The sequence below is a fragment of the Palleronia abyssalis genome, assembly GCF_900302445.1.
GTDB classification, from domain to species: domain Bacteria; phylum Pseudomonadota; class Alphaproteobacteria; order Rhodobacterales; family Rhodobacteraceae; genus Palleronia; species Palleronia abyssalis.
Genome location: NZ_ONZF01000001.1, coordinates 652,910 through 679,142, shown reverse-complemented (window position 1 = coordinate 679,142; position 26,233 = coordinate 652,910). Strand labels below are relative to the sequence as shown.

General features: G+C 64.6%; 25 protein-coding genes. 8 read left to right on the top strand and 17 right to left on the bottom strand.

Annotated elements, in window-relative coordinates; genetic code table 11:
* Genes PAA8504_RS03400 through PAA8504_RS03380 form a run of 5 tightly spaced genes read left to right on the top strand, consistent with a single transcriptional unit; the run spans position 1 to position 6,182 of the window.
* A complete protein-coding gene (locus PAA8504_RS03400) occupies positions 1 to 1,551 on the top strand; it encodes an NADH-quinone oxidoreductase subunit M (RefSeq protein ID WP_108892719.1) in 1,551 nt (516 codons plus the stop codon).
* Positions 1,552 to 1,561: 10 nt separating this feature from the next.
* Positions 1,562 to 2,998 (top strand): NADH-quinone oxidoreductase subunit NuoN, encoded by a 1,437-nt coding sequence (nuoN, locus tag PAA8504_RS03395; RefSeq protein WP_108892718.1) that lies wholly within the window; start codon positions 1,562 to 1,564, stop codon positions 2,996 to 2,998.
* Entirely contained in the window at positions 2,988 to 3,725 is a 738-nt protein-coding gene (locus PAA8504_RS03390) for a biotin--[acetyl-CoA-carboxylase] ligase (protein WP_108892717.1), read from the top strand. Before nuoN ends, PAA8504_RS03390 begins: the two co-directional genes overlap by 11 nt.
* 10 nt (positions 3,726 to 3,735) lie before the next feature.
* On the top strand, positions 3,736 to 4,515 hold the full coding sequence (locus PAA8504_RS03385; RefSeq protein ID WP_108892716.1) for a type III pantothenate kinase: 780 nt from the start codon (positions 3,736 to 3,738) through the stop codon (positions 4,513 to 4,515).
* Positions 4,515 to 6,182 carry a ribonuclease J gene (locus PAA8504_RS03380; RefSeq protein ID WP_108892715.1) on the top strand — a complete coding sequence of 556 codons (1,668 nt, stop codon included), beginning with the start codon at positions 4,515 to 4,517 and terminating at the stop codon, positions 6,180 to 6,182. The genes PAA8504_RS03385 and PAA8504_RS03380 overlap by 1 nt, the downstream gene beginning before the upstream one ends.
* On the opposite strand, the gene PAA8504_RS22750 is transcribed toward PAA8504_RS03380, so the two are convergent.
* From PAA8504_RS22750 to PAA8504_RS03350, 6 genes are all read right to left on the bottom strand, one after another.
* Positions 6,166 to 6,525, bottom strand: coding sequence for a PilZ domain-containing protein (locus PAA8504_RS22750; protein WP_108892714.1), 360 nt, complete (start codon positions 6,523 to 6,525; stop codon positions 6,166 to 6,168). The two genes, PAA8504_RS03380 and PAA8504_RS22750, sit on opposite strands and share 17 nt — an antisense overlap.
* An 84-nt stretch (positions 6,526 to 6,609) precedes the next feature.
* The gene (locus PAA8504_RS03370; RefSeq protein ID WP_108892713.1) at positions 6,610 to 7,233 is read right to left on the bottom strand and encodes a hypothetical protein; all 624 of its coding nucleotides are present in this window, start codon (positions 7,231 to 7,233) and stop codon (positions 6,610 to 6,612) included.
* 60 nt (positions 7,234 to 7,293) lie between these two features.
* Entirely contained in the window at positions 7,294 to 8,754 is a 1,461-nt protein-coding gene (locus tag PAA8504_RS03365) for a DEAD/DEAH box helicase (RefSeq protein ID WP_108892712.1), read from the bottom strand.
* A gap of 165 nt (positions 8,755 to 8,919) precedes the next feature.
* A complete protein-coding gene (locus tag PAA8504_RS03360) occupies positions 8,920 to 9,333 on the bottom strand; it encodes a DUF6869 domain-containing protein (protein ID WP_108892711.1) in 414 nt (137 codons plus the stop codon).
* A complete protein-coding gene (locus tag PAA8504_RS03355) occupies positions 9,330 to 10,937 on the bottom strand; it encodes a peptide chain release factor 3 (RefSeq protein ID WP_108892710.1) in 1,608 nt (535 codons plus the stop codon). Before PAA8504_RS03355 ends, PAA8504_RS03360 begins: the two co-directional genes overlap by 4 nt.
* 61 nt (positions 10,938 to 10,998) lie before the next feature.
* Positions 10,999 to 12,009, bottom strand: a complete 1,011-nt coding sequence (locus tag PAA8504_RS03350; protein WP_108892709.1) for a Hint domain-containing protein — start codon at positions 12,007 to 12,009, stop codon at positions 10,999 to 11,001.
* A 264-nt stretch (positions 12,010 to 12,273) separates the two neighbouring features.
* Here PAA8504_RS03350 and PAA8504_RS03345 point away from each other — a divergent pair, with 264 nt between their 5' ends.
* On the top strand, positions 12,274 to 13,053 hold the full coding sequence (locus tag PAA8504_RS03345) for an SDR family oxidoreductase (RefSeq protein ID WP_108892708.1): 780 nt from the start codon (positions 12,274 to 12,276) through the stop codon (positions 13,051 to 13,053).
* 64 nt (positions 13,054 to 13,117) lie between these two features.
* Positions 13,118 to 14,197, top strand: coding sequence for an ABC transporter ATP-binding protein (locus tag PAA8504_RS03340; protein ID WP_108892707.1), 1,080 nt, complete (start codon positions 13,118 to 13,120; stop codon positions 14,195 to 14,197).
* A gap of 19 nt (positions 14,198 to 14,216) precedes the next feature.
* Here PAA8504_RS03340 and PAA8504_RS03335 read toward each other — a convergent pair whose 3' ends face one another.
* From PAA8504_RS03335 to ccoN, 9 genes are all read right to left on the bottom strand, one after another.
* Positions 14,217 to 15,083, bottom strand: a complete 867-nt coding sequence (locus PAA8504_RS03335; protein WP_108892706.1) for an exonuclease/endonuclease/phosphatase family protein — start codon at positions 15,081 to 15,083, stop codon at positions 14,217 to 14,219.
* A gap of 43 nt (positions 15,084 to 15,126) precedes the next feature.
* Positions 15,127 to 15,285: a cbb3-type cytochrome oxidase assembly protein CcoS gene (ccoS, locus tag PAA8504_RS03330; protein WP_108892705.1), complete on the bottom strand. Its 159-nt coding sequence runs from the start codon at positions 15,283 to 15,285 to the stop codon at positions 15,127 to 15,129.
* Entirely contained in the window at positions 15,282 to 17,423 is a 2,142-nt protein-coding gene (locus tag PAA8504_RS03325) for a heavy metal translocating P-type ATPase (protein WP_108892704.1), read from the bottom strand. The genes ccoS and PAA8504_RS03325 overlap by 4 nt, the downstream gene beginning before the upstream one ends.
* The gene (locus PAA8504_RS03320; RefSeq protein ID WP_108892703.1) at positions 17,420 to 17,863 is read right to left on the bottom strand and encodes a FixH family protein; all 444 of its coding nucleotides are present in this window, start codon (positions 17,861 to 17,863) and stop codon (positions 17,420 to 17,422) included. Before PAA8504_RS03320 ends, PAA8504_RS03325 begins: the two co-directional genes overlap by 4 nt.
* Positions 17,860 to 19,398 carry an RdxA/RdxB/FixG family protein gene (locus PAA8504_RS03315; protein ID WP_108892702.1) on the bottom strand — a complete coding sequence of 513 codons (1,539 nt, stop codon included), beginning with the start codon at positions 19,396 to 19,398 and terminating at the stop codon, positions 17,860 to 17,862. Before PAA8504_RS03315 ends, PAA8504_RS03320 begins: the two co-directional genes overlap by 4 nt.
* A 167-nt stretch (positions 19,399 to 19,565) precedes the next feature.
* Entirely contained in the window at positions 19,566 to 20,453 is an 888-nt protein-coding gene (gene ccoP / locus PAA8504_RS03310) for a cytochrome-c oxidase, cbb3-type subunit III (protein ID WP_108892701.1), read from the bottom strand.
* The gene (locus PAA8504_RS03305; protein ID WP_108892700.1) at positions 20,450 to 20,674 is read right to left on the bottom strand and encodes a cbb3-type cytochrome c oxidase subunit 3; all 225 of its coding nucleotides are present in this window, start codon (positions 20,672 to 20,674) and stop codon (positions 20,450 to 20,452) included. Before PAA8504_RS03305 ends, ccoP begins: the two co-directional genes overlap by 4 nt.
* 14 nt (positions 20,675 to 20,688) lie before the next feature.
* Positions 20,689 to 21,510 carry a cytochrome-c oxidase, cbb3-type subunit II gene (gene ccoO, locus PAA8504_RS03300; RefSeq protein ID WP_108892699.1) on the bottom strand — a complete coding sequence of 274 codons (822 nt, stop codon included), beginning with the start codon at positions 21,508 to 21,510 and terminating at the stop codon, positions 20,689 to 20,691.
* A gap of 4 nt (positions 21,511 to 21,514) precedes the next feature.
* Positions 21,515 to 23,110, bottom strand: coding sequence for a cytochrome-c oxidase, cbb3-type subunit I (gene ccoN / locus PAA8504_RS03295; protein ID WP_108892698.1), 1,596 nt, complete (start codon positions 23,108 to 23,110; stop codon positions 21,515 to 21,517).
* Between the two features lie 176 nt (positions 23,111 to 23,286).
* Here ccoN and PAA8504_RS03290 point away from each other — a divergent pair, with 176 nt between their 5' ends.
* A complete protein-coding gene (locus PAA8504_RS03290) occupies positions 23,287 to 24,090 on the top strand; it encodes a universal stress protein (RefSeq protein WP_181375674.1) in 804 nt (267 codons plus the stop codon).
* Position 24,091: 1 nt separating this feature from the next.
* Here the strand turns inward: PAA8504_RS03290 and fnrL are convergent, their stop codons facing one another.
* Together fnrL and eno are read right to left on the bottom strand one after the other, a co-directional pair.
* Positions 24,092 to 24,832 (bottom strand): transcriptional regulator FnrL, encoded by a 741-nt coding sequence (gene fnrL / locus PAA8504_RS03285; RefSeq protein ID WP_108892696.1) that lies wholly within the window; start codon positions 24,830 to 24,832, stop codon positions 24,092 to 24,094.
* A gap of 92 nt (positions 24,833 to 24,924) precedes the next feature.
* A complete protein-coding gene (gene eno, locus PAA8504_RS03280; RefSeq protein WP_108892695.1) occupies positions 24,925 to 26,205 on the bottom strand; it encodes a phosphopyruvate hydratase in 1,281 nt (426 codons plus the stop codon).
* Positions 26,206 to 26,233: the final 28 nt, after the last annotated feature.

Here is a 26,233-nt window from a genome sequence, read left to right as displayed (position 1 = left end):
ATGGACAGCCTGATCTCCATCGTCGTCTTCATTCCGCTTCTGGCGGCCGTCATCCTAGCGCTGTTCCTGCGCGGTGACGACGACGCGGCGAACCGTAACGCGAAGTGGCTGGCCCTTCTGGCCACGGCGGCATCCTTTGTCCTTTCGCTTCTGATCCTCGCCCAGTTCGAGCCGGGCGCGGGCTTTCAGATGGTCGAAGAGTACGAGTGGATCGGCGGCCTGACCTACAAGGTCGGTGTGGACGGGATCAGCGTGCTTTTCGTTATGCTGACAACGTTCCTGATGCCGCTGGTGATCTTGTCGGCATGGGAGGTGAAGACCCGGGTCAAGGAATACATGATCGCGTTCCTCGTGTTGGAAACGCTGATGCTGGGCGTGTTCGTGGCATTGGACCTGATCTTGTTCTACCTGTTCTTCGAGGGTGGCTTGATCCCGATGTTCCTGATCATCGGCATCTGGGGCGGGGCGAACCGGATTTATGCCGCGTTCAAGTTCTTCCTCTATACCTTCCTCGGATCCGTTCTGATGCTGGTTGCGATGTTGGGCATGTATGTTGATGCCGGGACGACCGATATTCCGGCGCTTCTGGCCCATGAATTCAGCTATGGCACGGTCAGTCTGGCCGGGGTGCAGGTCGTCGGCGGGTTGCAGACCCTGCTGTGGCTGGCGTTCTTTGCGTCCTTTGCGGTGAAGATGCCGATGTGGCCCGTTCACACCTGGTTGCCCGACGCGCACGTTCAGGCGCCGACCGCAGGTTCGGTGGTTCTGGCCGCAATCCTTCTGAAACTCGGCGGATACGGGTTCATCCGCTTCAGCCTGCCGATGTTCCCCGTCGCGTCTGAAATGCTGTCGCCGATGGTGCTTTGGCTCTCGGCCATCGCGATCGTCTACACCAGCCTGGTGGCGCTTGCGCAGCAAGATATGAAGAAGCTGATCGCCTATTCCTCGGTCGCGCATATGGGCTACGTTACCGCTGGCATCTTTTCGGCGAACCAGCAGGGACTGGACGGGGCGATCTTCCAGATGATCAGCCACGGCTTCATCTCGGGTGGGCTTTTCCTGTGCGTTGGCGTGATCTACGACCGCATGCACACCCGCGACATCGACGGCTATGGCGGCCTTGTGAACCGCATGCCGGCCTACGCCTTGATCTTCATGCTGTTCACGATGGCCAATGTCGGCTTGCCGGGGACCAGTGGGTTCGTAGGCGAGTTCCTGACACTGATGGGCATGTTCCAGGCCAATACCTGGGTTGCCCTCGTCGCCACGAGTGGTGTGATCCTGTCGGCCGCCTATGGCCTGTGGCTCTATCGCCGGGTCGTGATGGGCGATCTGATCAAGGAGAGCCTGCGCAGCATCAAGGATCTCACACCGCGCGAGAAGTGGGTGTTTGCGCCGCTGGCCGTCATGACGATCCTGCTGGGCGTCTATCCCAGCCTCGTCACCGATATCGTCGGACCCTCCGTCGCGGGGTTGCTCGACACTTATGAAACGGCCTTGGACGAGGCCGGTCTGATGACCGGCAACGCCGTCGCCGAAGCCGCACATTGAGGGTCAAGCGATGATCGCACACGACTTCTCCGTCCTCCTGCCCGAGATTCTGCTGTCGCTGTTCGCGATGGGTGCGCTTCTCGTTGGCGTTTATACCGGCAAGGACCGCCTTGCGCCGATGCTGGTCTGGGTGACCAGCGGCGTGCTGGTCCTGTTGGCGTTTTGGGTTGGCGTGTCCGGCCCCGCCAATCAAACGGCGTTCGGCGGACTGTTCATCGACGACGCTTTCGCGCGGTTCGCCAAGGTCATGATCCTCATTTCGGCCGCCGTCGTCCTGCTGATGAGCCAAGGCTACATGGAGCGGCGCGGCATCCTGCGCTTCGAATACCCGCTTCTGGTCGCCTTGGCAGTGGTCGGGATGATGGTCATGGTCTCGTCCGGCAACCTGATGACGCTTTACATGGGGCTCGAGCTGCAATCGCTGGCGCTTTACGTCGTCGCGTCGCTCCGGCGGGATTCGATCAAGTCGACCGAAGCTGGCCTGAAGTATTTCGTTCTGGGCGCGCTTTCGTCGGGGCTGTTGCTCTATGGCGCATCGCTGACCTACGGCTTTGCCGGCACAACGTCCTTCACCGGCATCATTCAGGCCGCACAGGGCGAGACGCCGCTGGGTCTGCTGTTCGGGCTGGTCTTCATCTCCTCCGGGCTGGCGTTCAAGGTGTCGGCCGCGCCGTTTCACATGTGGACGCCGGACGTCTACGAAGGGGCGCCCACGCCCGTGACCGCATTCTTCGCAACTGCGCCCAAGGTCGCAGCGATGGGCCTGTTCGCCCGTGTGGTTCATGACGCTTTCGGTGGTGTGACGGGCGACTGGCAGCAGATCGTGGCCGCCCTGTCGCTGGCATCCATGTTCCTTGGTGCAGTGGCCGCAATCGGTCAGAACGACATCAAGCGGCTGATGGCCTACTCTTCGATCAACCACATGGGCTTCGCGCTGATGGGGCTGGCCGCCGGAACGGCCTTCGGAGTCGAGGCGATGCTGGTCTATATGGCGATCTACGTCACCATGAACATCGGCACCTTCGCCTTCATTCTGTCGATGGAAAAGAACGGCCAGCCGGTCGTGTCGATCGCGGCGCTCAGCAACTTCAGCCGGGTCGAACCCACCAAGGCGCTGGCCATGCTGGTTCTCATGTTCTCCATGGCGGGGGTTCCGCCTCTGGTTGGGTTCTTCGGGAAATACTACGTGCTGACCGCCGCGGTGGATGCGGGGCTCGGCTGGCTTGCCGTGCTGGGCGTCATCGCGTCGGCCATTGCGGCGTACTATTACCTCAGGATCGTCTACCTGATGTATTTTGGGGAAGAGACAGACGGTCTGGATGGGGGCACGCATCCGGTCCTGTGGGGGGTTCTGGTAGTCTCGGCGTTGATCATGGTGGTTGGCGTGGTCAATCTGTTCGGTGTCGACGGGGCGGCGGCGGTCGCGGCGCAAACCCTTGTCGATTGAGGCCGGTTGGCCCCAGGCTTACGGTCGGATTGTCCGTGACAGTGTCGAAAGCACGAATGCCGAGGCCATCCGCCTAGCCCCGACCCTGACGCAGCCGACCTGGATCCTGTCGCATCACCAAACCGCCGCGCGCGGTCGGTCGGGGCGAGAATGGGCCAGCCCGAAGGGGAACTTCGCCGCCACGCTAGTCATGAAGCCCACTGGTACGGCGGGCTGGGCCTCCCTTCGGTCCTTCATGGCCGCCAATGCCGTGTTCGAGACTTTGGCCCTACACGTCCGGCGATCCCGCCTTTCCCTGAAATGGCCGAACGACGTGCTTCTGGACAACGGCAAGGTCGCGGGCATTCTTCTGGAAAGTGCGTCATTGGGCGACCGTATCGAATGGCTGGCCATCGGGATCGGGGTGAACCTTTCGCATACACCCGGCGGCGTGCGCGATGCAGCGTTCCCGCCCGTGGCCGTCGGCGAAGCCATCGACGTCGAGACGTTCCTGACCGAGCTTGCCGGGTTCTATGCGACGGAAGAAGCCATACTGACGGAATTCGGTTTTACCCCCATACGCGAAAAATGGCTGCGCCATGCCGCCCGTCTTGGTGAGGTGATCACGGCCCGCACCCAGACGGACGAGATCACAGGCCGGTTCGAGACGGTGAACGAAGCCGGGCATCTCGTTCTCTCGACCCCCCACGGAGAGCGCCGGATCGCTGCCGCAGACGTTTACTTCTAGGAGGCATCGCATGCTTCTTGCCATCGACGTGGGCAATACGAACACGGTCTTCGCACTGTGGAACGGGTCGGAGTTTCTGTCGACCTGGCGAACCGCGACAGAGGTGCAGCGGACGGCCGATCAATACTATGTCTGGCTGTCCACACTGATGAGCTTGCGTGGCCTGTCCGACGTGATTGTCGACGAGGTCATCGTATCCTCGACGGTGCCGCGCGTGGTCTTCAACCTACGCGTCCTGTGCAATCGCTATTTCGACTGCCGCCCCCTGGTCGTCGGCAAACCTGACTGCGCGCTGCCGGTCGAGGCACGGGTCGATCCGGGCACGCAGGTCGGTCCCGACCGGCTGGTCAATACGGTGGCCGGACATGATCTGCACGGCGGCGATCTGATCGTCGTGGACTACGGCACCGCAACGACCTTCGACGTGGTCGATACCGATGGGGCCTATGTTGGCGGGGTCATTGCCCCGGGGGTGAACCTGTCTCTGCAGGCCCTGCACGAGGCTGCGGCAGCATTGCCACTTGTGGACGTGACGATGCCGCCCCAAGTAATCGGCAAGAATACCGTGGATTGCATGCAGTCGGGCGTGTTCTGGGGATATGTCGGCCTCGTCGGTGAGATCGTCCGTCGCATCAAGGAAGAGCGCGGACGCCCCACGAAGGTCATAGGAACGGGCGGGCTGGCGCCTCTTTTCCAGCAAGGGGACACGTTGTTCGACGTGTTCGAGGATAATCTGACGATGCACGGGCTGACCGTGATCCATCGATACAACAAGGACTTGCAAGAATAATGGCATCCGAACGACTGATCTACCTGCCCCTTGGGGGGGCAGGCGAAATCGGCATGAACTGCTACGTCTATGGCTATGGCAAACCGGGGCACGAGCGCCTGATCGTTGTCGACCTGGGGGTGACGTTCCCCGACATGGACACGACCCCGGGCGTCGATCTGATCATGCCCGACATCTCGTGGCTGGCCGCGCGGAAGGACCGCGTCGACGCCATCTTCATTACCCATGCGCACGAAGACCACGTTGGCGCCATAGGGCACCTGTGGGACAAGCTGGATGCGCCGGTCTACGCGCGCGCGTTCACCTCGATCCACGCCCGGCGCAAGATGGAGGAGCAGGGGCGCAACCCCGACAAGGTGCAGACCATGCAGCCCTGGCCGGAGTCGCGCCAGATCGGGCCTTTCACGGTCGGATTCCTGCCGGTGTCGCACTCGATCCCCGAATCCTCGTCCATGGTCATCGACACGCCAGAGGGGCGGGTGATCCACACGGGCGACTTCAAGATCGATTATCAGCCAGGTGTGGGCGAAGCGTTCGACCGTGACCTCTGGACCGAGGTGGCGAAAGACGGCGTGAAGGCGCTGATCTGCGATTCCACCAACGTCTTCAATCATCACGAGGGGCGGTCGGAATCGACCGTCGGCCCCGAGATCCGGCGCTTCGTGTCGGAACAGCCCGGCATGGTCGTGGCGACGACCTTCGCCTCTAACGTGGCGCGGGTGCGCACGTTGGCGCAGGCCGGCGCGGATGCCGGACGGTCGGTGTGCCTTCTGGGTCGCGCGATGCGCCGCATGATCGAGGCCTCGACTGAAGCGGGGGTCCTCCACGACTTTCCCTCCGTGGTCAGTCCCGAAGACGCATCGAACATCCCGCGCGAAAACCTGATGCTTATCGTGACCGGCTCGCAGGGCGAACGGCGGGCGGCGTCGGCGCAGTTGGCACGGGGCAAGTACCTTGGGCTTTCGATGGACGAGGGGGATACTTTCCTGTTCTCATCCAAGACGATCCCCGGAAACGAACGCGGCGTGATCGAGATCATGAATGCATTCTCGGAAAAGGGCGTGGACGTTCAGGACGACGATGGCGGGCGCTATCACGTCTCGGGCCATGCGAACCGGCCCGATCTGATCGCGATGCAGCAGCTCGTCAATCCGCAGGTCGTGATCCCCATGCATGGCGAGCATCGGCATCTGCGCGAACATGCGAAACTGGCCGAAAGTATGAACCGTATCGGGTTTCTGGCCCCGAACGGGACCTGCGTCTCGTTGTCGGGAAACAAGCCAGAGGTCGTCGAATTCGTCGAGACCGGGCGCACCTATATCGATGGATCGGTGCAGATCGGCGCGATGGACGGCGTTGTGCGCGACCGCATCCGGATGGCGCTGAACGGCCACGTGATCGTGTCCCTGATCTTGGACGAGGACGATTCCCCGCTGGGTGAGCCTTGGGTCGACCTGAAAGGCCTACCGGAGGTCGGAAACTCAGGCAGCCCACTGAGCGAGATCATGGAGGCCGATCTGGATCAGGCGCTTCAGCGTGCCAATGACCGAACGATCATGGATGACGACAAGCTGGACGAACTTCTGCGTCGTGTCGCCCGTCAGACTGCGAACCAGGAGATCGGCCGTAAACCCGAGGTGACCGTAGTCGTCAGTCGTCTGAGTTAAGGGTTTGGGTTGGCAGACGAGGTCTGACCTCGTCTGCCGTTGCCAACTTTCGCCATTCAAACGGCAGAATGCTCCTGCCCGTGAACTGAAGCCCCGCTTCGTGGGAGCAATGCCAGCGGATCGACACGTTGAACGGCCGGTGGCCCGACACTGACAGTCTGGCCGGCCCTGGTCTTAGGGCATCGGTCCATATCCCCGGAACCCGCAGGCGGGCGCCCGTGGGGGACAGGTCCAAGATGCGCCCGCTGATAGCATGGCCACCGATAAAAACGACGGCCGGAAGATTAACGGGCGCGCGCGCCGCACTTCGGCGGTCTGCGGTATAGGATTGATCGGGCAGCATTTCGGCGATCCACAATGGCTCGCCTCATGATACCCCGTCAGGCTTGCGGAAAGATTGAGAGATCAAACTCGAAGTAAATGCCGGTCATTCTCCGCTGCAAAGGTACACCGCGCCGCCGATGGCGACGACGCTGACGGCAGCGGCCCCGGCAACGGCCGGCGCCGCCAGAGCGGCGGTCATAGCCGTCGATGCGCCTGTCCCGAGGGTACCCAGGATCGAGGCTGCGGAGCCAGACAGGATCGCCGCGCCGGACGCATGGATGACGGCGTCGGTCCGGCTTTGATCCTCGCCACGGCCGATAACGAGATCGGCAGCCGTGCCGGCCACACCGCCCGCCCCGTCACGGGCCGCATTGACCAGGTCGCACGTGGTGGCGGTGCAGCGACCGCGATAGTCACGCGCGCCCGGGACCAGCAGGAAGCCCGCCTCGGGATCGTTGGCCAGACAGTATCCGTCGATCTGCGCCTCCGGCACCTCCGACGCGAGGAAGGCGATCAACGTCTGGCTATCGCAAACTGGTTCGCGGCCACGGAGGCGGTCGATTCCGCCCGTCGGCCACCGGCGGAGACTTTCGCGCAGCCCCGGCCGATCCGCATCGACGGTGTCCCGATCGATCAGGATTTCGGTGTCATTGACTTCAGCGCGGCAGAAATCTTCGGCCAGCGCCGGCGTTCCCATCAGAAGGAGGGAGAGAAAGAAATATCGCATGATTATCACTGTATCATCCGGCCGAAGCCGGACAATACGCGATCGCGTGAATGGCCGGGGTCAGGACGCCAGCCGCTCCTCGAAGCTTTTTTCGATGAAGCTGGGTAGATGATCGCCCATGCCGATGACGTCCCTGTCGCGATTGTTATCCCGTCCGCCTTGGCGGGATCCCCGACCGCGCTGGGGTTTCGGCTTTTCGTCCTTCGCGGGGGCATTGGCGGCCGGTTCAGCGTCCGCCTGCTTGACCGGCTCGACATCTTGCGCAGGCTCGGCCACATTGGCGGGTTCAACCTCTTTGCTGCGGCGGCGGGAGGACCGTCTTTCGGGTTTGGGCGTTCCGGCCTCTTCCTCGTTCTTGGCAGGAGCCTCAGCGTGCGCCTCTAGCTCAACGCGCGGAATAGGCTTGCCCAGAAGACGTTCCACATCCTCGAGATTCTTCTCGTCGGACGGTTGGCATATGGTGATCGCCTTGCCCTCGCGCCCTGCGCGGCCCGTCCGGCCGATTCGGTGAACATAGTCCTCGGCATGTCCGGGAACGTCGAAATTAAACACGTGGCTGACCGACGGCACGTCGAGACCACGAGCGGCGACGTCAGAGGCGACGAGGATCCGCAACTCGCCCCCGCGGAACCCGTCAAGGGTCCGCGTCCGTTGCGACTGGTCGAGGTCGCCATGAATGGGCGCAGCGTCGTAGCCGTATTTCTTCAGGGATTTGGAAACAGTATCCACATCAGTCTTTCGGTTGCAGAACACGATGGCATTGGTCAGCTTGTCGCCCTCGCGGTCGATCAGTTCGCGCAGAGCACGCCTCTTTTCCGAAGCCGCCCGATCGCGCCGGGACGGTTTGAATTCCAGCACGGCCTGCGCGATCGTCTCCGAAGCGGTGGCTTGGCGGGCAACCTCGACCCGGTGGGGGCTGGACAGGAAAGTGTTCGTGATACGCTCGATCTCGGGCGCCATGGTGGCCGAGAAGAACAGCGTCTGCCGCGTGAAGGGGACCAGCGAGAAGATGCGTTCGATATCGGGGATGAACCCCATGTCGAGCATCCGGTCAGCCTCGTCCACCACCATGATCTTCACGTCGGTCAGCAGAAGCTTTCCACGCTCGAAATGGTCAAGAAGCCGGCCCGGGGTGGCGATCAGGACGTCGACGCCCTTGTCGATCAGCTGATCCTGCTCCTTGAACGACACGCCGCCGATCAGCAGCGCCTTCGTCAGCTTCACGTGCTTGGCATAGGTGTCGAAGTTCTCGGCCACCTGTGCGGCAAGTTCACGTGTCGGGGCAAGCACCAGGGACCGCGGCATGCGGGCTTTCGCACGCCCCCGGGCCAGATGCGTGATCATCGGAAGCGTGAACGAGGCCGTTTTACCGGTTCCGGTCTGGGCGATGCCCAGAACGTCCCGCCCCTCAAGCGCCGCCGGGATGGCCTGTGCCTGGATCGGGGTGGGCGTTTCATAGCCCGCTTCTTCGATGGCTTTCTGGACCTTGGGGCCCAGCTTCAAATCGCTGAATTTCGTCATGTACGTCCGGAATAGAGGTGGTGGATCACCACAGTCACGGGACGTAATTTGCACGCCCCATCGATCGGCACGCGCGCATCGCGGACCGAGGTTTCTCTAACGTGGGAGGAGGCAAAGGTCAATTCAACGCTTTCGCCGCGGTGTCGACCGAATTCGCTAGGGTGATCACCCCTGCGCCGCTTCGATCCGGGCGCGCAGGAACGGGTGCTCGAACGTGGTGGCGTCGACCTCGCGCAGGGCGTCGGTTAGGGCAGGGCGGTCGTCGCCCTCGATCCTGTCGATTACCTCGGCGCCTGAGGCGGTCATCAGATCGGTCAGCGGCCCGGCGCCGATCTCGGCGGCGCTGTCCGGGGCGGCGTCGAGCATGGCCAAGACCGTATCGAGCGCCAGATCGGGCGCGCTGCGACAGAGGTGGTGGAACAGGTCCAGCGTCCAGAGGTTTGTCTCATCCGTGTCCGGCCTCGCCATGGCATCCAGCATGCGCCGGGCAAGGCGGTCGACCGGTAGGTCCCCCTCGGGCAGGGCATCCGTATCCGCGGGCAGATCCAGCGCCGCGGCGACCGTGGCGCGCGGGATCACGTCATCATTTCCTTGGTGGCCGACAGGGTCAGGTCGGGATGGTCCCGCTCCACCCGGTCGATGTCCCATTGCAGCCGCGTCAGGTAGACCAGGTCGTCATCGTTGTCGCGCGCCATGTGGCCCTTGTTGGCCTGGGCGAACGCCTCGACCTTGTCTTTGGGCCCATGCACCCAGCGCGCGGAGGAGAATTGGGATGGTTCGAACCGGACGGGCAGGCCGTATTCCATCTCGATCCGACTGGCCAGAACCTCGAACTGAAGCGCGCCGACGACGCCGACGATAAAGCCTGCGCCCAGCATTGGCTTGAAGACCTTGGCCGCGCCTTCCTCGGCGAATTGCATCAGCGCCTTGTCCAGGTGCTTTGCCTTCATCGGGTCGCCCGCGCGGCAATTCTGCAGAAGCTCGGGCGCGAAGGACGGGATGCCTTGCACGCGCAGCGCTTCACCCTCGGTCAGCGTATCGCCGATGCGGAGCTGGCCGTGGTTCGGGATGCCCATGATGTCGCCGGCCCAGGCTTCCTCGGCCAGTTCGCGGTCCGAGGCGAGGAACAGAACCGGGTTCGACACCGCCATAGGCTTCTTGGTGCGCACATGGGTCAGCTTCATGCCGCGCTTGAAATGCCCCGAGGCGAGACGCACGAAGGCCACCCGGTCGCGGTGCTTGGGGTCCATGTTGGCTTGCACCTTGAAAACGAAGCCCGAGACCTTGTTCTCATCTGGCGCGATCTGACGGGGCGAGGCCTTCTGCGGCTGCGGTTGGGGCCCGAATCGACCGATCCCTTCCATCAGCTCTTTCACGCCAAAGGAATTTATCGCGCTGCCGAACCAGATCGGGGTCAGCGTGCCGTCGAGAAGGGATTGCGCGTCGAAGGCAGGCATCAGCTCGCGCGCCATCTCGACCTCTTCGCGCAGCTTTTCCAGCATGTGCGCCGGGATGTGTTCTTCCATCTTCGGATCGTCCAGGCCGTTCAGCCGGATCGACTCGGCCACGCGATTGCGGTCGGCGCGGTCCAATAACTCCAGCCGGTCGTTCAGCATATCGTAGCAGCCGAGGAAATCACGCCCGACCCCGATGGGCCACGAAGCGGGCGTCACGTCGATCGCCAGGTTCTCCTGGATTTCGTCGATGATCTCGAACACGTCGCGGCTTTCGCGGTCCATCTTGTTGCAGAAGGTCAGGATCGGCAGGTCGCGCAGGCGGCAGACCTCGAACAGCTTCTGCGTCTGGCTTTCGACGCCCTTGGCGCCGTCGATCACCATGACCGCCGCGTCAACGGCCGTCAGGGTGCGATAGGTGTCCTCGGAAAAGTCGCTGTGGCCCGGCGTGTCCACCAAGTTGAACCGATAGTCGCCAAAATCGAACGACATGGCCGAAGCCGAGACCGAGATGCCGCGATCCTTCTCCATCTGCATGAAATCCGATCGGGTCCGTCGTGCCTCACCCTTGGCGCGCACCTGCCCGGCCATCTGGATGGCGCCACCGAACAGCAGGAACTTTTCGGTCAGCGTGGTCTTGCCCGCATCCGGGTGAGAGATGATCGCAAAAGTGCGACGGCGCGCGATCTCGGGCGGCAGCGGGGCGGCGTTGTGGGAACGGTCGAGCATGAGCGGCGATATAGGCGCGGCATGGGCCGGGCGCAATCGCGCAGTAAAGCGGCCGGGTCCCTCAGCCCACGCTGGCCTGCCGGAACAGGTCGGCGGCGACGCGGGCATCGACCTGGGCTTCGCGAAGCTCCATGACACGACGCGGTGCGTCGCGAGTCAGGTTCCGCGAGATATCCTCTGGCAAGGCTGCCCTAGTGGTATCATCGACCAGAAGGGTCTCGGCTGCGATCCCTTCAGCATAGATGATTTCGTGCCGGTCGAACAGCATCTGGAAATAGTCCACGAAGCCGCCGGAGGTCCGCGTCACCGTGGTTCCGTTCAGCAGGTATTTCGCTTTGACCAGCACCTCGCGCCGCCCTGCGCCCAGCCGATCCTGTCGCTGATAGACGAACAAACGGTGGTTCGGGCTGACCACAAGGTCAGACGCATTGTTCAGCGTTCCCTCGGCGATGCGGATCGGGGCGAAAGTGCCCAGGGCGCGCACAGTCTGGCGCCCGATCCAGCGGATCTGCTGCACCCCGTGATCGCGTGTCAGAACGCGGTCGCCCACGTTTAGCCCCTCGACCGGAATCTGCGCGCCGTTGGCCATGGTGATCCGCGTGCCGCGCGTGAAAGAGACGCATGCGGTCTCGGCAAAGCGGGTCCGGGCGGCGCGCCGGTCGATCGACACGATGGCATAGTCGGTGCGCTGCTGCATCTCGGCCAGCGGGAAGATATGGATATGGGCAATGGTCTCGCCGTCGCCCCCTAGTTCGACAAGGATCAGCGCCTCGACCACGGTGCCGTCAGGGGACATGAAGGTCACGCAGCAATCCAAATGCACTTCGGCTCCGACATTGCCCGCTTCGGTCTGGCGGGCGATGCGCAGCGACGGTGCGCCCGGCTGGGCGCAGACCGACAGGCGGCATCGCTCGGAGAAGGGAGAAAGCTGATACACGTCGCCCGCAATCAGATCTTCGGCAATCGTCAGGGGATCGCCAAGGTTCGCGCCGTCCACGGCCGTGAAAGCGCACGCGGGATAGACAGGCAGGCTTTGCGCCGGCCCCGGATCAGAGCGGTGTTCGATCGACATGGCAGCCCTCGTTCTCGCGACGGCGACGCAGGTTCCCCGCGACCTTCCCCAAGGCGCGGCGGGCATCGGACCGTCATTCAATATTCCTAGAACGTTTCGTAAAATTTGGCAATGTTCCTCGCTATTTGGAACCTCATATCGGGGGCGGGCTGGCCAACGCAGCTATGCAGCATGAACTGTTGCGAATTCGATAACGGTCCTCATGACCTCGACGGTACGTGAAACCCCCGCTAGGGTTCGCCGAAACGGATCGAGGAGGGCAGAATGGATCTGGGCATCAAGGGAAAGCGGGCGCTGGTGACAGCATCGTCAAAGGGGCTGGGACTGGGCTGTGCCCGCGCGCTGGCGGCCGAGGGGGTGGACCTGGTGATGAACGCCCGCGGCGCCGACGCCCTGCAGGAGGCCGCCGAGGCCATCCGCAGCGAGTTCGGCGTTTCCGTGACAGAAGTTGCGGGCGACATCACGACCGAGGACGCACGGTCGCGGGTCCTCGACCTGGCGGACCATCCCGACATCCTTGTGACCAACGCGGGCGGTCCGCCGCCGGGCATGTGGACGGACTGGAACCGCGACGACTTCATCAAGGCGCTCGATGCGAACATGCTGACCCCGATCGCCCTCATGAAAGCCTGTGTGCCGACGATGATGGAACGGGGCTGGGGCCGGGTGGTCAATATCACCTCGCAATCGGTCAAGTCGCCGATCCCCGTTCTGGGACTGTCGAACTCGGCCCGCGCCGGCCTGACCGGCTACGTCGCCGGGACGGCGCGGCAAGTGGCGTCCGCGGGCGTGACGATCAACAACCTTCTGCCGGGCATTCACGATACCGACCGGGCGACCGCGCTGGATACGGGCGTGTCGAAGGAAAAGGGGATCGACCTGTCCGAGGCCCGCGCCGGCCGCGAGGCGACCATCCCCGCGCGCCGCTATGGCACCGCGGCGGAATTCGGGGCGGCCTGCGCGTTCCTTTGCTCGCAGCATGCGGGCTTCATCGTGGGGCAGAATGTGCTCCTGGACGGCGGGGCCGTGAACCTATCGATGTGATGCGCTTGAACCGGGGGGGCGGGGCTGCTAGCTGCGGCCCCGACCGTTCCTGTCGGGATTTCCCATGACGCCTTCCGCCCCGCGGCTGGAGATCGAGCATTTGACCTGCGCCTTCGACGGCCAGCAGGTCGTGCGCAACGTGTCCTTATCCGTGGGGGCCGGCGACGTCCTGTGTCTTCTCGGGCCGTCCGGCTGCGGCAAGTCGACCACCCTGCGCGCCATCGCCGGTGTCGAGTCGCCGCAATCGGGCAAGATTCGCATCGACGGGACCGAAGTCCTGGGCCCGACGACCTTCGTGCCCCCGGAAAAGCGCGGCGTCGGCCTGATCTTCCAGGACTTCGCGCTGTTCCCGCACCTGTCGGTGGCCGACAACATCGCGTTCGGGTTGAAGGGGACGAAGGCCGCCAAGCGCGACCGCGTCCGCGAGCTTCTGGATCGTGTCCGAATGGGCCGGTATATCGACGCTTGGCCGCATGAGCTGTCGGGCGGGGAGCAGCAGCGCGTGGCGTTGGCCCGTGCGGTCGCGCCGCGCCCTCAGGTCATGCTGATGGACGAGCCGTTCTCGGGGCTCGACAACCGTTTGCGCGACGGCATCCGGGACGAGACCCTGAGCGTTTTGAAAGAGGAAGGCACGGCTGTCCTTCTGGTTACACACGAGCCCGAGGAGGCCATGCGCATGGCTGACGAGATCGCGCTGATGCGCCGCGGGGACATCGTCCAGATGGGCGCGCCCTACAATATCTACAACAATCCCGCGGACCGGGCCGCGGCGGCATTTTTCAGCGATATCAACGTGATTGAGGGTGAGGTTAATGGAGCCCTGACGGATACGCCGTTCGGCCAGTTCCTGGCCCCCGGCGTCCCCGACGGGACAGAGGTCGACATCGTCATCCGCCCACAGCACGTGCGCATCGATTTCGATCGGGCAGGCCGCGGTCCGAACCCGACGCCGCAGGACGGCACGCCTGCGCGCGCGGTTGTCACCCGATCGCGGTTCATCGGCAAGGAAAGCCTTGTCGAGTTCCGTCTGGATGCCGGCGGGGTCATGTCGGCCACGGTGCCTTCGGTCTTTTTGCCCAAGCCCGGCACGCCCATGTGGCTGGCGATCCGCCGGGACCGCTGCTTCGTCTTCCCCCGTCAGTAGGGCCAGTCCGTAGGTCCTGTCAGTAACTCAAGTCGACGATCACAGGATAATGGTCGCTGGGCCATTCGCCTTGGAACTGCCGTCGCAAGACCACCGGCTCGGCCGCGATGGCGGCATTGGCGACGGCGACGTGGTCGATGGCGCCGAACAGGTGCAGCCCGCGGTCGAAGTGATAGGTTGTTCCTGTCACCGGCGCGAAGGTCAGTCCCGCGTCTTGCAGCATTCTGATCGGCGCCATTCCCCGCACGGCATTGATGTCGCCTGCCAGGATCACTGTATCCCCCGCCTCGATCAGGGGGGCCACCCGGTCGACGATCAACCGTGTGCCGCCATCGCGGTTCACCCGGCTGAACGCATCCAGATGCACATTCGTGACATGCACGCTGTTCCCTGTGTTGCGATCCTCGAACCGGGCCCAGGACGCGAACGCCGGATACGAGCCGTCGAAGCTGCGCGAATAGATCACGTCCGGCGTGGGAGAGAAGAAATACCAGCCCTCATCCTGAAGCCGCAGACGGTCGGGGCGATAGAAGATCGGCTGGGTCGAGGGGAAGTCGCGCCAGTTGCCCACCGCGGCGACCCGGAAATCCGGGTGTTGCGCCAACAACCAGTCGCGGGCCAGATTGATGCCGCCGTCAGAGCCGCGGCGAAAGCTCTCCATTTCCTGGAACGCGATCACATGCGCGTTCAGCGCACCGACTGCGTCGGCCATGGGGCCTTTGCGCACCTCCCAATCGGCGCGCGACCAGTCGCCCGATGCGGCGTTCAGGTCGATGTAATGGACGTTGTAGCTTGCCACGCGCAGCACGTCCGGGGCAGGGGGCGGGACGGTTTCGGGACCACGGGCACAGGCCGCCAGAAGGATCAGGGCAAGAAACAGGCGCATGGGCCGACAGTGATGGCGACGGCATCTCCTGTCCAGCGGGGTTTCAGGAGGGCGGGTTGTCGTCGAACCGATCGCTGAGCGCGCGTGCCTGATCCCCCGCCGGGTCGTCGTACTGTCCGCTCTTCAGGGTCCAGAGGAACGCGCCCAGCCCGGCCAGCCCTAGCGTGACGGAAACCGGGATCAGAATGGCCAGAACGTTCATCGCATCCGCCTCATCGCGTTGGCCGATACTGTCAGGGATGAGGTCGACATGGCAAGTGCCGCAAGGACGGGCGAGGCCAGCCCCAACAGCGCCACGGGGATCGAGACAGCGTTGTAAGCTGCGGCCAGCCCGATGTTCTGCCGCATGCGCGCTGCGGATTGGCGTGCCGTCCGCAAGGCCTTGACGACCCCGGGCAAACCGCCCGACAGCAGCACCACATCCGATGCACTGCGCGCAGCATCCAGCCCGGATCCGGGGGCGATCCCGGCATGGGCGACGGCAAGGCACCCGGTGTCGTTCAGTCCGTCGCCTACCATCAGAACCTTCCGCCCCTGTCGTGCCGCATCCTCGACCCAGGCAACCTTCTGCTCGGGCGTCATCCCGGCCTCCGCGCGGTCGATATCCAGGGTTGCGGCGATCCGGGCTACAGCCGATGCCGTATCGCCCGACAGAAGCGCGACCTCGTACCCGTCGCTGCGCAGTGTCGCGATGGTGTCTGCCGCTTCGTCGCGCAGCGTTTCACGGGTGGTGAAGGGGACTGGCGGCGCATCCCCAAGCCGGAGCCAGACGGCGGCATCGCCCTTCGCGCCAATCCACTCTTTTCGACCCAGCCGTACGGGTCGTCCGCCAAGAAGGCCTTCGACGCCTTGTCCTGCCTTTTCGGCTGGGTGGTCCGGCACACGTGGTTCAATCCCGCGCTCTTTGGCTGCCGCGACGATAGCGCGCGAGACCGGGTGGTTCGAGGATTGGGCCAACCCGGCGGCCACGGCCAGATCGACGGGATTGGGCATTCCTTCCAGAACAGGCGTGCCGGACGTCAGCGTTCCTGTCTTGTCAAACACCACCAAATCCACTTCGGACAGGCGTTCGAGCGCGGTCCGCGACGTCACCAGAAGGCCCGCGCGGAACAGCCGTCCCGTCGCAATGGTCGACACGGCCGGGATCGCCAGACCCAGCGCGCAAGGGCACGTGATCACAAGGACCGAGATCGCGACATCCAGCGACCGCCACCCGTCCCCCGTGGCCCACAGCCACGCCACGAAAGCCCCCGCGCCCAGAAGATGCACGGCAGGGGCATAAATGCGCGCTGCCCTGTCAGCCAACCCGGTGTAGCGGGTGCGCTGCGTCTCGGCGGTGGCGACGAGCTCGGCCATGCGGGCCAGCCCGGTCTCGCGTCCGGCACGATCAACGCGTACCTCCAGCGCGCCGGTCAGGCAGGTCTCTCCCGCCGCGACGGAATCCCCCACGCCCGCGCTTTCGGGCGCGCTCTCGCCGGTCAGGGCGGATCGATCCAGATCCGTGCGCCCCGACAGGATCGTGCCGTCCGCCGGAATGCGGTCGCCCGGTCGCACCCGGATCAGATCGCCCGCGGCAAGGTTGTCAGCGTCCACGATACGCTCGGTCCCGCCTTCGATCAGCAGGGCCTGCGGTGCTTCCAACGCGGCAAGCTCGGCCGCCGCGGACCGGGCCGAAGCGCGCCCCGCCCGGTCGAGGTAGCGCCCCACCAATAGGAAAAACGTCAGCGCAAGCGCCGCGTCGAACCAACCCGACTGGTCCCCGAACCCCAAAGCGGTCGCAAGGGACACAGCCGTGGCAAGCATGATCGCAAGCGAGATCGGAACGTCCATGTTCAGCCGCCCGCCGCGCAACGCCCCGAGGGCCGAGGCGAAGAAGGGGCGGGCGGAATAGGCGACTGCGGGCAGGGCGATGGCGGCGGAAATCAGGTGGAACAGTTTCTCCGTCGCGCCGGCCGCGCCGGACCAGACCGCGACGGACAGAAGCATCACGTTCATCATAGCAAAGCCAGCGACGCCGATGCGCATCAGAAGATCACGTGCGGCGCGCTCCTCTCCGCCCATGCGCGCGGCGTCCAGCCGTTGGGCCCGGTGGCCTGCCTGCGCAAGCGTTTCGACCAGATCGGTCGCGGCAAGGCCCGGCGCGCTGACGAACACCCGCTTCAGCGTCAGGTTGACCCGCGCCTCCTGCACGCCAGAACGTGCCATCAGCGCCGTCTCGACCCCCGCGATGCAGCCCGCGCAATGAATGTCGGGCAGGTGCAAAACATGGGTCGGCGCCCGATCGCCCGGGGCCGCCTGCGGGGGCGGCATCCCGGCGCAGGCGGGGCAGGCCATGCTCATCGCGGCACCTCGAACAGCACGCGCTGCTCGAACGCGGTGCCGTCGGCGGCCGTTGCCACGATATCCAGACGCCAGACCCCGGGATCCAGATCGAGAGCCGCCCCGCCCTCAGCGTCCAGGGTCAGCGGGCGGTCGTCCCGCGCCTCGGTCGGCCGCTCGATATGCAATGCCAGGGTGGCCACGTCAGCGGGGCCGCCATCGGGGCCGGTCAGGTCCAGCGACAGGCGGCCTTCCCCATAGGCCACATCGGCGGTCCATCCCAGTGCCTGTTGTGCAGCGCGGCGCGCGTCGAAGGACTGGCTGGCGACGTAGGAGTTCGCGACCTCGAGCCCGGGAAAGGTGCGTACGGCCTGTGTGGCAAGGGTCAGGTTCACGCCGATGATTATGCCGAAGCCGGTCACGAACATCGCGGCCACGTGCTTTCCGGTCAGTGCGGTCATTGCGTTCCCTTTCCGTTGAAGACCGTGTCGACATGGGCTCGTTCGCCCCCTTCCAGATCGACCACCCACAGCCGAAGCTCGGTCCGATCCTCTGCGGCGGCTTCGGAACCCGGGGGCGCGGTCAGATAGACCCGCGTCAGTTGCTGCGTGTCGGCCGGGACAGTAAGCGTGTTGCCCGGCTGCCCCTCGATCTGAAGCGTCAGGTCCGGACCGAGGGACGGCGACAGCAGGAACTGCCGCGCCTCGCCATGCTTGTTGAGCAGCCGCACGTCATAGACGTTTCGCACGCTGCCGTCCGAGAGCGCCACGTATGTGGGGTTGCGGATCGGGGAGACCGTCATCTCGATATCGGGGCGGACGAACAGGGCAACGACCAGCAGGATGCCCACCAAGGACCAAAGCCCGGTATAGAGGAAGTTGCGCGGGCGCATGGCGTGGCGCCAGGCCGGGATGGGCGCGCCACCCGCCGCCTCGCGCGGGGCATCCGAAAGGGCGACGTAGTCGATGAGGCCTCGCGGTTGGCCGATCTTGGCCATCACCTGGTCGCAGGCGTCGATGCACAGCGCGCAGGTGATGCAGGCCATCTGCTGCCCGTCGCGGATGTCGATCCCCATAGGGCAGACGTTGACGCAGGCATTGCAGTCGATGCAGTCGCCGGGACCTGCGATCGACGCCGGCGCGGGCGCTGCGCCGACGATCTTCGTGTCCCGCACCCCCGGCATCGGGATCAGCGGACTGCGCCCGCCGATTTGCGGCCCGGTCACGCGCAGGTCGGACGCGGCCTCCCGGCGACGCAAACCCTTTCCGCGCGGCTCTCCCCGCCAGTCCCGATAGGCGACGGTCAGCGTGCCTTCATCCATCATGGCGCCCTGGATGCGCGGCCAGGGGCACATGTAGATGCATATCTGCTCGCGCATGAAGCCGCCGAAGATGAAGGTCGTGGCGGTCAGGATGGCGATTGTCATGTAGGCCACGCCGGGGGCCTGGAACGCGACCAGATCGCGCGCCAGCGTTGGGGCGTCGGTAAAGTAGAAAACCCATGCCCCACCTGTCGCCAAGGCGATCAGCAGCCAGATCGTCCACGTCGTGCCCAAAAGCGTTGCCTTTCGCGGGGACATCGGCGCGTTGCGCAGGCGCATTCGTGCGTTGCGGTCCCCCTGCACCCAGCGCTCGACCATCAGGAAAAGGTCGGTCCACACCGTCTGCGGGCAGGCATAGCCGCACCAGACCCGCCCCAGCGCGGCCGTGAACAGGAACAGTCCCAAACCTGCCATGACCAGCAACCCCGCGACGAAATAGAATTCGTGGGGCCAGATCTCGATCCAGAAGAAATAGAATCGCCGGTTCGCCAGATCGACCAGAACCGCCTGGTCGGGCAGGTTCGGGCCCCGATCCCACCGAAGCCACGGCGTGATGTAGTAGACCGCGAGCGTCAGGCCCATGATCCACCATTTCAGGTTGCGGTAAAAGCCGGAGACGCGGCGCGGGAAAATCGGCACGCGCGCGGCATAGAGGGATGTCGAATGCTCGGACATGAGGGGGGGTCTTTCCTGTTCGCAGTCTCTCCCTAAGGCGCGTCGGGGGCTGCTTCCTTGACATGGATCAACATGTGGCAGCCTGACGCAGTTGGGGCGGCGGCCCCTCCCGACCGCCGCCCCGAGGCGACCCGCGCCAAACGCGCGAACAGATGCGCTTGGGCCGCCTATTCGATGTTGTCGTTCTCTCCCACTTGGGTCTCACCACCGCCCAGGCCGTGAACATACGTGGCCACGGCGCGCACCTCGGCTTCGGTCAGGCGGCCGCCCCATGGCGGCATTACGCCGAACGGTCCTTCCGTTATCACCTCGGTCAGCTGGTCGTCCGAATTGCCGTAAAGCCAGATCGCGTCCGTCAGGTTGGGCGCCCCCAGGAACCTGTCGCCTTGCGCGTCCAGGCCGTGGCAGGACGAACAGTTCATGTCGAACAGCTCTCCGCCCGGACCTGCCAGCGGATCCTGCCCCTCGGGCAGGGACTGGACGTGGGCGACGAGGGTGGCGATCTCCTCCTCGGTCAGCATCTCGCCAAAGGCCGGCATCTGGCTGTACCGCGCGTCCGGGTCGACTTCGTTGCGGATGCCGTGGCGCACCGTATAGGCGATGTCCTCCAGCGTGCCGCCCCACAGCCATGCATCGTCCAGCAGGTTGGGATAACCCAACGCCCCCGCCGCGCCCGAGCCGTGGCATTGCGAACAGTTGGTCCGGAAGACCGCAGCGCCCGCGTTCGTCGCGAAGGACAGAAGCTCGGGGTTCAGGCTGACGGCGGCCAGGTCGACCTCGGTCAGCGAGGCGCGCATGTCGGCCTGAGCGGCGTCGACGGCCGCGATCTCGGCCGCGACGTCGCCACGTTGCGACCACCCCAGAACGCCGCCGGTCGCGCCGTTGATCAGCGGGATCGCGGGATAGAGGATCATGTAGACGACCGAGAAGGCAACCGTTCCATAGAAGGTCCACAGCCACCAACGGGGCAGGGGGTTGTTCAGCTCTTCGATGCCGTCCCATTCGTGGCCGGTCGTTTCGGTTCCGGTCACATCGTCGATGCGGCGCTTGCTCATTTCAGGTCCTCCAGGGTCCGGGCGCAGCTGCAATCGAGGCAGGCGTTGGAGCACCCCGCGAGATGGGGCGGCTCGCGGAACGGCGCCATCGCGGCGTCGTCGTGCAATGCCCGGCTGCCGGGGCGGAATGCCCACAGGCAGCAGCCGATGAAGAAGACGGTCATCGCCAGAAGCACCCAGCTGTCTGCGATTTCGCGCAGGATGGTGTATGTGTCGTGCATGATCGGCGCCTTCCTTAGCGGCTTGCGTCAGCGGTGAAGGTCGAAAAATCGACCAGCGTGCCGAGCATCTGGAGATAGGCGATCAGCGCGTCCATCTCGGTCAGCTCTTCGCGGCCGTCGAAGTTGCGGACCTGCGCGCCGGGATAGCGTTCCAGAAGCCCGTCGATGTCCCCGAACGGATCGACCTGCACCCGGAAATCGGCTTGGGCGGTTTCGATCATCTCCTCGGTGTAAGGCACGCCGACAAGCGCGTGGGTCTCGAGCAACTCGTCGACATGCTCGCCGTCGATCCGGGTTCGGGCAAGGTAGTCGTACTTGGGCATGACGCTTTCGGGGACCACCGATTGCGGGTCGGCGAAGTGATCCACGTGCCACTCGTCCGAGTATCGCCCCCCGACGCGGGCCAGGTCCGGCCCGGTGCGTTTGGACCCCCACTGGAACGGGTGGTCGTACATCGACTCGGCGGCGAGGCTGTAATGCCCGTAGCGCTCGACCTCGTCCCGCATGGGGCGGATCATCTGGCTGTGGCAGACATAGCAGCCCTCGCGGATGTAGATGTCGCGCCCGGCCAGTTCGAGGGGCGAGTAGGGACGCACCCCCTCGACCTCCTCGATCGTGTTCTCCAGCCAGAACAGCGGCGCGATCTCGACGATGCCGCCGATTGTGACGACCAGGAAGGACGTGACCAGAAGCAGCGTGGCGTTGCGTTCCAGGATCGCGTGCTTGTCGATGAACTTCGAATGGTGCGGAAGCTCGTTCGGTACGCCCGTATCGCCGGGTTGCGTCACCTTCGGGTCGTTCTCGGGCCCGGGGATTTTCTCGTTATCGTTGCTCATGAGGTCACTCCGCGGGAACTTGGGCGGTGGCGGGACGGGACTGCGGGCTGCGGATGGTCATCCACATGTTCCAGACCATGATCAGCCCACCGGCGAGGTAGAGGACACCGCCCAGGCCGCGCACCACGTACATCGGGAACTTGGCGGCAACGGTGTCGGCGAAGGAGTTGACGAGGAAGCCGTTGGCATCGACCTCGCGCCACATCAGGCCTTCCATGATGCCGGTCACCCACATCGAGGCCGCGTAGAAGACGATTCCGATCGTCGCGAGCCAGAAATGCGCGTTGATCGCCCCCATCGAGTACATCTGCTGGCGACCCCACAGCTTCGGCGTCAGGTAATAGAGGCAGCCGAAGGTGATCAGCCCGTTCCAGCCGAGCGCGCCGGAGTGGACGTGGCCGATGGTCCAGTCGGTGTAGTGTGACAGCGAGTTCACCGCGCGGATCGACATCATCGGGCCTTCGAAGGTCGACATGCCGTAGAAGGCGAGGGAGGCCACGAACATCCGGATGATCGGGTCGGTGCGGATCTTGTCCCACGCGCCTTCCAGCGTCATCAGGCCGTTGATCATGCCGCCCCAGCTGGGCATCCACAGCATGACCGAGAACACCATCCCCAGCGTCGCGGCCCAGTCGGGCAGGGCGGTATAGTGCAGGTGGTGCGGACCGGCCCAGATATAGAGGAAGATCAGCGCCCAGAAGTGGATGATCGACAGCTTGTAGCTGTAGATCGGGCGGCCGGCCTGCTTGGGGACGAAGTAGTACATCATCCCCAGGAACCCGGCCGTCAAGAAGAAGCCCACCGCGTTGTGGCCGTACCACCACTGGGTCATGGCATCCTGCACGCCCGCGAAGACCTGCACGGACTTGCTGCCCCAGATGCTGACCGGGATCGACAGGTTGTTGACCACATGCAGCATCGCGACGGTCACGATGAAGGCCAGGAAGAACCAGTTGGCGACGTAGATGTGTCGCTCGCGCCGCTTGATGATCGTGCCAAGGTAGACGGCAAGATAGACCAGCCACACGATGGTCAGCCAGATGTCGACGTACCACTCGGGCTCGGCGTATTCTTTCGACTGCGTGGCGCCCAACAGATAGCCTGTCGCGGCCAGCACGATGAACAATTGGTAGCCCCAGAACACGAACCACGCTGCGTTTCCGCCCCAGAGGCGTGCGGCACTGGTGCGCTGAACCACGTAGAACGACGTCGCGATCAGGGCGTTGCCGCCGAAGGCGAAGATGACCGCGCTGGTATGCAGCGGGCGCAGGCGGCCGAAATTGGCGAATCCTTCGGACCAGTCGAAGTTCAACACCGGGAAGGCCAGCTGGAAGGCGATGAAGGTGCCCACCAGGAAGCCTGCGATACCCCAAAAGGCAGTTGCGATGACGCCTGCGCGGATAGGGCCGTCCATATACTCGCCCGCGTGGGCGATCTGGCGCGGCTCGTCCACGTGGCGCAGTTCCCACAGGAACAGCCCCCCCGCGACGAGCATGATGATGACGGCGTGCGTGCTGTAGGCAAGATCTCGCCCCCAATCCGCGGCAATCGCCGCCAACAGCGCGATCAGCGCCAGCACGAAGAGCTTTGCATACTCCATCTTATCTCCTGCGAAACGGTCCTGCCCCTTGTCGGCACGGATGGACCTCTCGCACGGCGGCGTGAGCCCTCGCCTTGACATGGATCAAGGATCACACGCGGATCTCGTGTCTTCATGGCGCCATATTCGGGGCGAATGCCCTTTTCGGGCCAATGCCCCATGACGGAGGACCGACCATGACCCCCAAGACGATCTCGACCATCGCCACACCCTCGGGGCACGATGCGCTGGAAGGCGCGATTTCCTGCGCCGGTCGGTGGTCGGCGCATCTCGACGTGATGTGTGTCGCGGAACGGCGGCTGGACGTCAGTGCACTTTCAGGCTCGGCTATGGCAATTGGCGGTCCGATCCTGGTGGATGTCCCGATCGACGACCTCGAAGGGCTAGAGGCGCGCGTGCGCAGCCGGCTCGGCGCGCAGTCCTTCCCGTGGTCCATCGACATCCCGAACTCTGCGGTCGATATCAGCCGGCTTTTCGCGTCCGACGCGCGGTTCGCGGATCTTGTCGTCCTGCCCCAAGCCGCAAGCGCCGAGATCGACATCGACGGCCTGATTGAAACGGTGCTGCATATCGCCCGGGTGCCCATCCTGACGGTGCCCGAAGGAATCGACCCGGGTTTCGAGAGGATCATGTTGGCTTGGGACGGAAGCGAGGTCGCGCTGGCGGCGATCCGTGCCGCCTTGCCGATCCTGGGGGATGCGAAAGAGGTGCAGATCGTCTGCGTCGATCCCGCGGCCGACAGCGCCGGGCGCGGGGTGGCCGTGATGCTGGATCGCCACGGCGTGGCCGCCTCCGTCGTCGCGCTGCCGAGGGCGAACCGCCGGATCGCCGATGTCTTGTGCGCCTATGGCCGGGAAAACGGGATGGATCTGTGCGTGATGGGCGCTTTCGGACACCGCGGCCTGCGCGAGATGCTGCTGGGCGGCGTCACGCGCGCGATGCTGGAACAGACAGGTCTGACGTTGCTGCTCGCCCGCTAGGTCAGACGATCAGACCGCCATCGTCATCTTCTCCGGCCTCGATGGCCAGCCTCTCGAAGTCGGGAATGCGAATGTCACGGTTAGACGAGGTCTCGATCACGCCATCGCGGCGCAAGGCCGAGACCTGGCGGCTCGTCGTCTCCAGCGTCAGGCCCAGATGGTCGGCCATCGCCTCGCGAGACAGGGGCAGGTGGATCATCACGCCCGATCCGGCATTGCGCTTGCCTTGGACGCTGGCGAGGCGGCGCGCGAGGCTAACGAGGAAGGCCGCCACCTTCTCGCGCGCGGTAAGCCGGCCCAGGACGACGGACCAGTCCCGCGCGGCGTCCAGCTCGTCCAGCGTCATCGTCAGCAGGCGGTTGGCGATATGGGGGGTGGTCTGAACAAGACGCTCGAACTCAACGCGCTCGAACCGGCAAAGCTTCACTTCCGTCAGCGACTCGACGTCATAGGCCGATGTGGTACGGCCCGGGCGTCCGATGAAGTCCGACGGAAGAAGAAGACCGACAGTCTGCCGTCGCCCATCCTCGAGCGTCTTCGACATCGTCGCGCAGCCTTCGACGATCGAGCTGAAATGCGTCAGCGGCATTCCCGCATCCGACAGCCGCGCGCCGGCCGGATAGACCTTGTAGCTTTTCAGCCGTTCAAGCGTCGCAAGCTCGTCGGAATCGCACTGGGCGCACACGGCGTTGTGGCGGATAGGGCAGTTGCCGCAGGCGACGAGGGGCGTGAACTTGGACATGCAACCGGGATAACAGCGCCCCGCCGTTTCTTCAATCGGAATGCCCTCAGGTCACCGGGTACGGCGGGCGGCCTGAACCGCCCGCCGGTCGGTCACTTCGTGCGCAGGATCGACGTGCCCGCATAGCGCGCGGTCTCGCCCAGCAACTCCTCGATCCGGATCAGCTGGTTGTACTTCGCAAGCCTGTCCGACCGCGACAGCGAGCCGGTCTTGATCTGCCCGCAATTCGTCGCGACGGCGAGGTCGGCGATGGTCGCGTCCTCGGTCTCGCCCGAGCGGTGGGACATCACGTTGGTATAGCGGGCGCGATGGGCCATATCGACGGCCTTCAGCGTCTCGGACAGGGTGCCGATCTGGTTGACCTTAACCAGCATCGAGTTTGCGCAGCCCTTCGCGATTCCATCGGCCAGACGCTTGGGGTTGGTGACGAACAGGTCGTCGCCCACAAGCTGAACCCGGTCGCCAAGACGGTCGGTGAGCATCTTCCAGCCGTCCCAGTCATCCTCGGAACAGCCGTCCTCGATCGACAGGATCGGGTACTCGTCGCAGAGCTTCTCAAGGTAGTCGACGTTCTGCGCGGACGACAGCGACGCGCCTTCGCCCTTCATCTCGTAGCTGTCGCCTTGGTAATACTCGGTCGCGGCGCAATCCAGGGCCAGCATGATGTCCTCGCCCGGCGTGTACCCGGCCTTTTCGACGGACCTCATAATGAAATCAAGTGCATCCCGGGTGGACTTGATGTCGGGCGCGAAGCCTCCCTCGTCCCCGATCCCGGTGGACAGACCGGCCGCCGACAGCTCCTTTTTCAGGGTATGGAAAACCTCGGCGCCCATCCGCACGGCCTCGCGGATATTCGGGGCCGAAACCGGCATGATCATGAATTCCTGAATGTCGATCGGATTGTCCGCATGCTCGCCGCCGTTGATGATGTTCATCATCGGAACGGGCAGGGTGCGCGCCGAGGTGCCGCCGACATAGCGAAACAGCGGCTGCATTGTGAAGGCGGCCGCAGCCTTGGCGGCCGCAAGGCTGACGCCCAGGATCGCATTTGCGCCCAGCCGACCCTTGTTGTCGGTCCCGTCCATCTCGATCATCAGGGCGTCGATCGCTTCCTGCTCGGTCGCATCCATGCCCAGCAGGCCTTCGGCGATCTCGCCGTTCACCGACGCCACCGCTTCGGTTACGCCCTTGCCGAGGTACCGCGACTTGTCCCCGTCGCGCCGTTCGACGGCTTCGTGCGCCCCCGTGGAAGCGCCAGAAGGCACCGCCGCGCGGCCGGTCGTGCCATCCTCGAGGGTGACGTCCACTTCAACGGTGGGATTGCCCCGGCTGTCGAGGATCTCGCGGCCGATGATGTCGATGATCGCACTCATGTTGGATCTCCTTGCGTCCTTGCGTTGC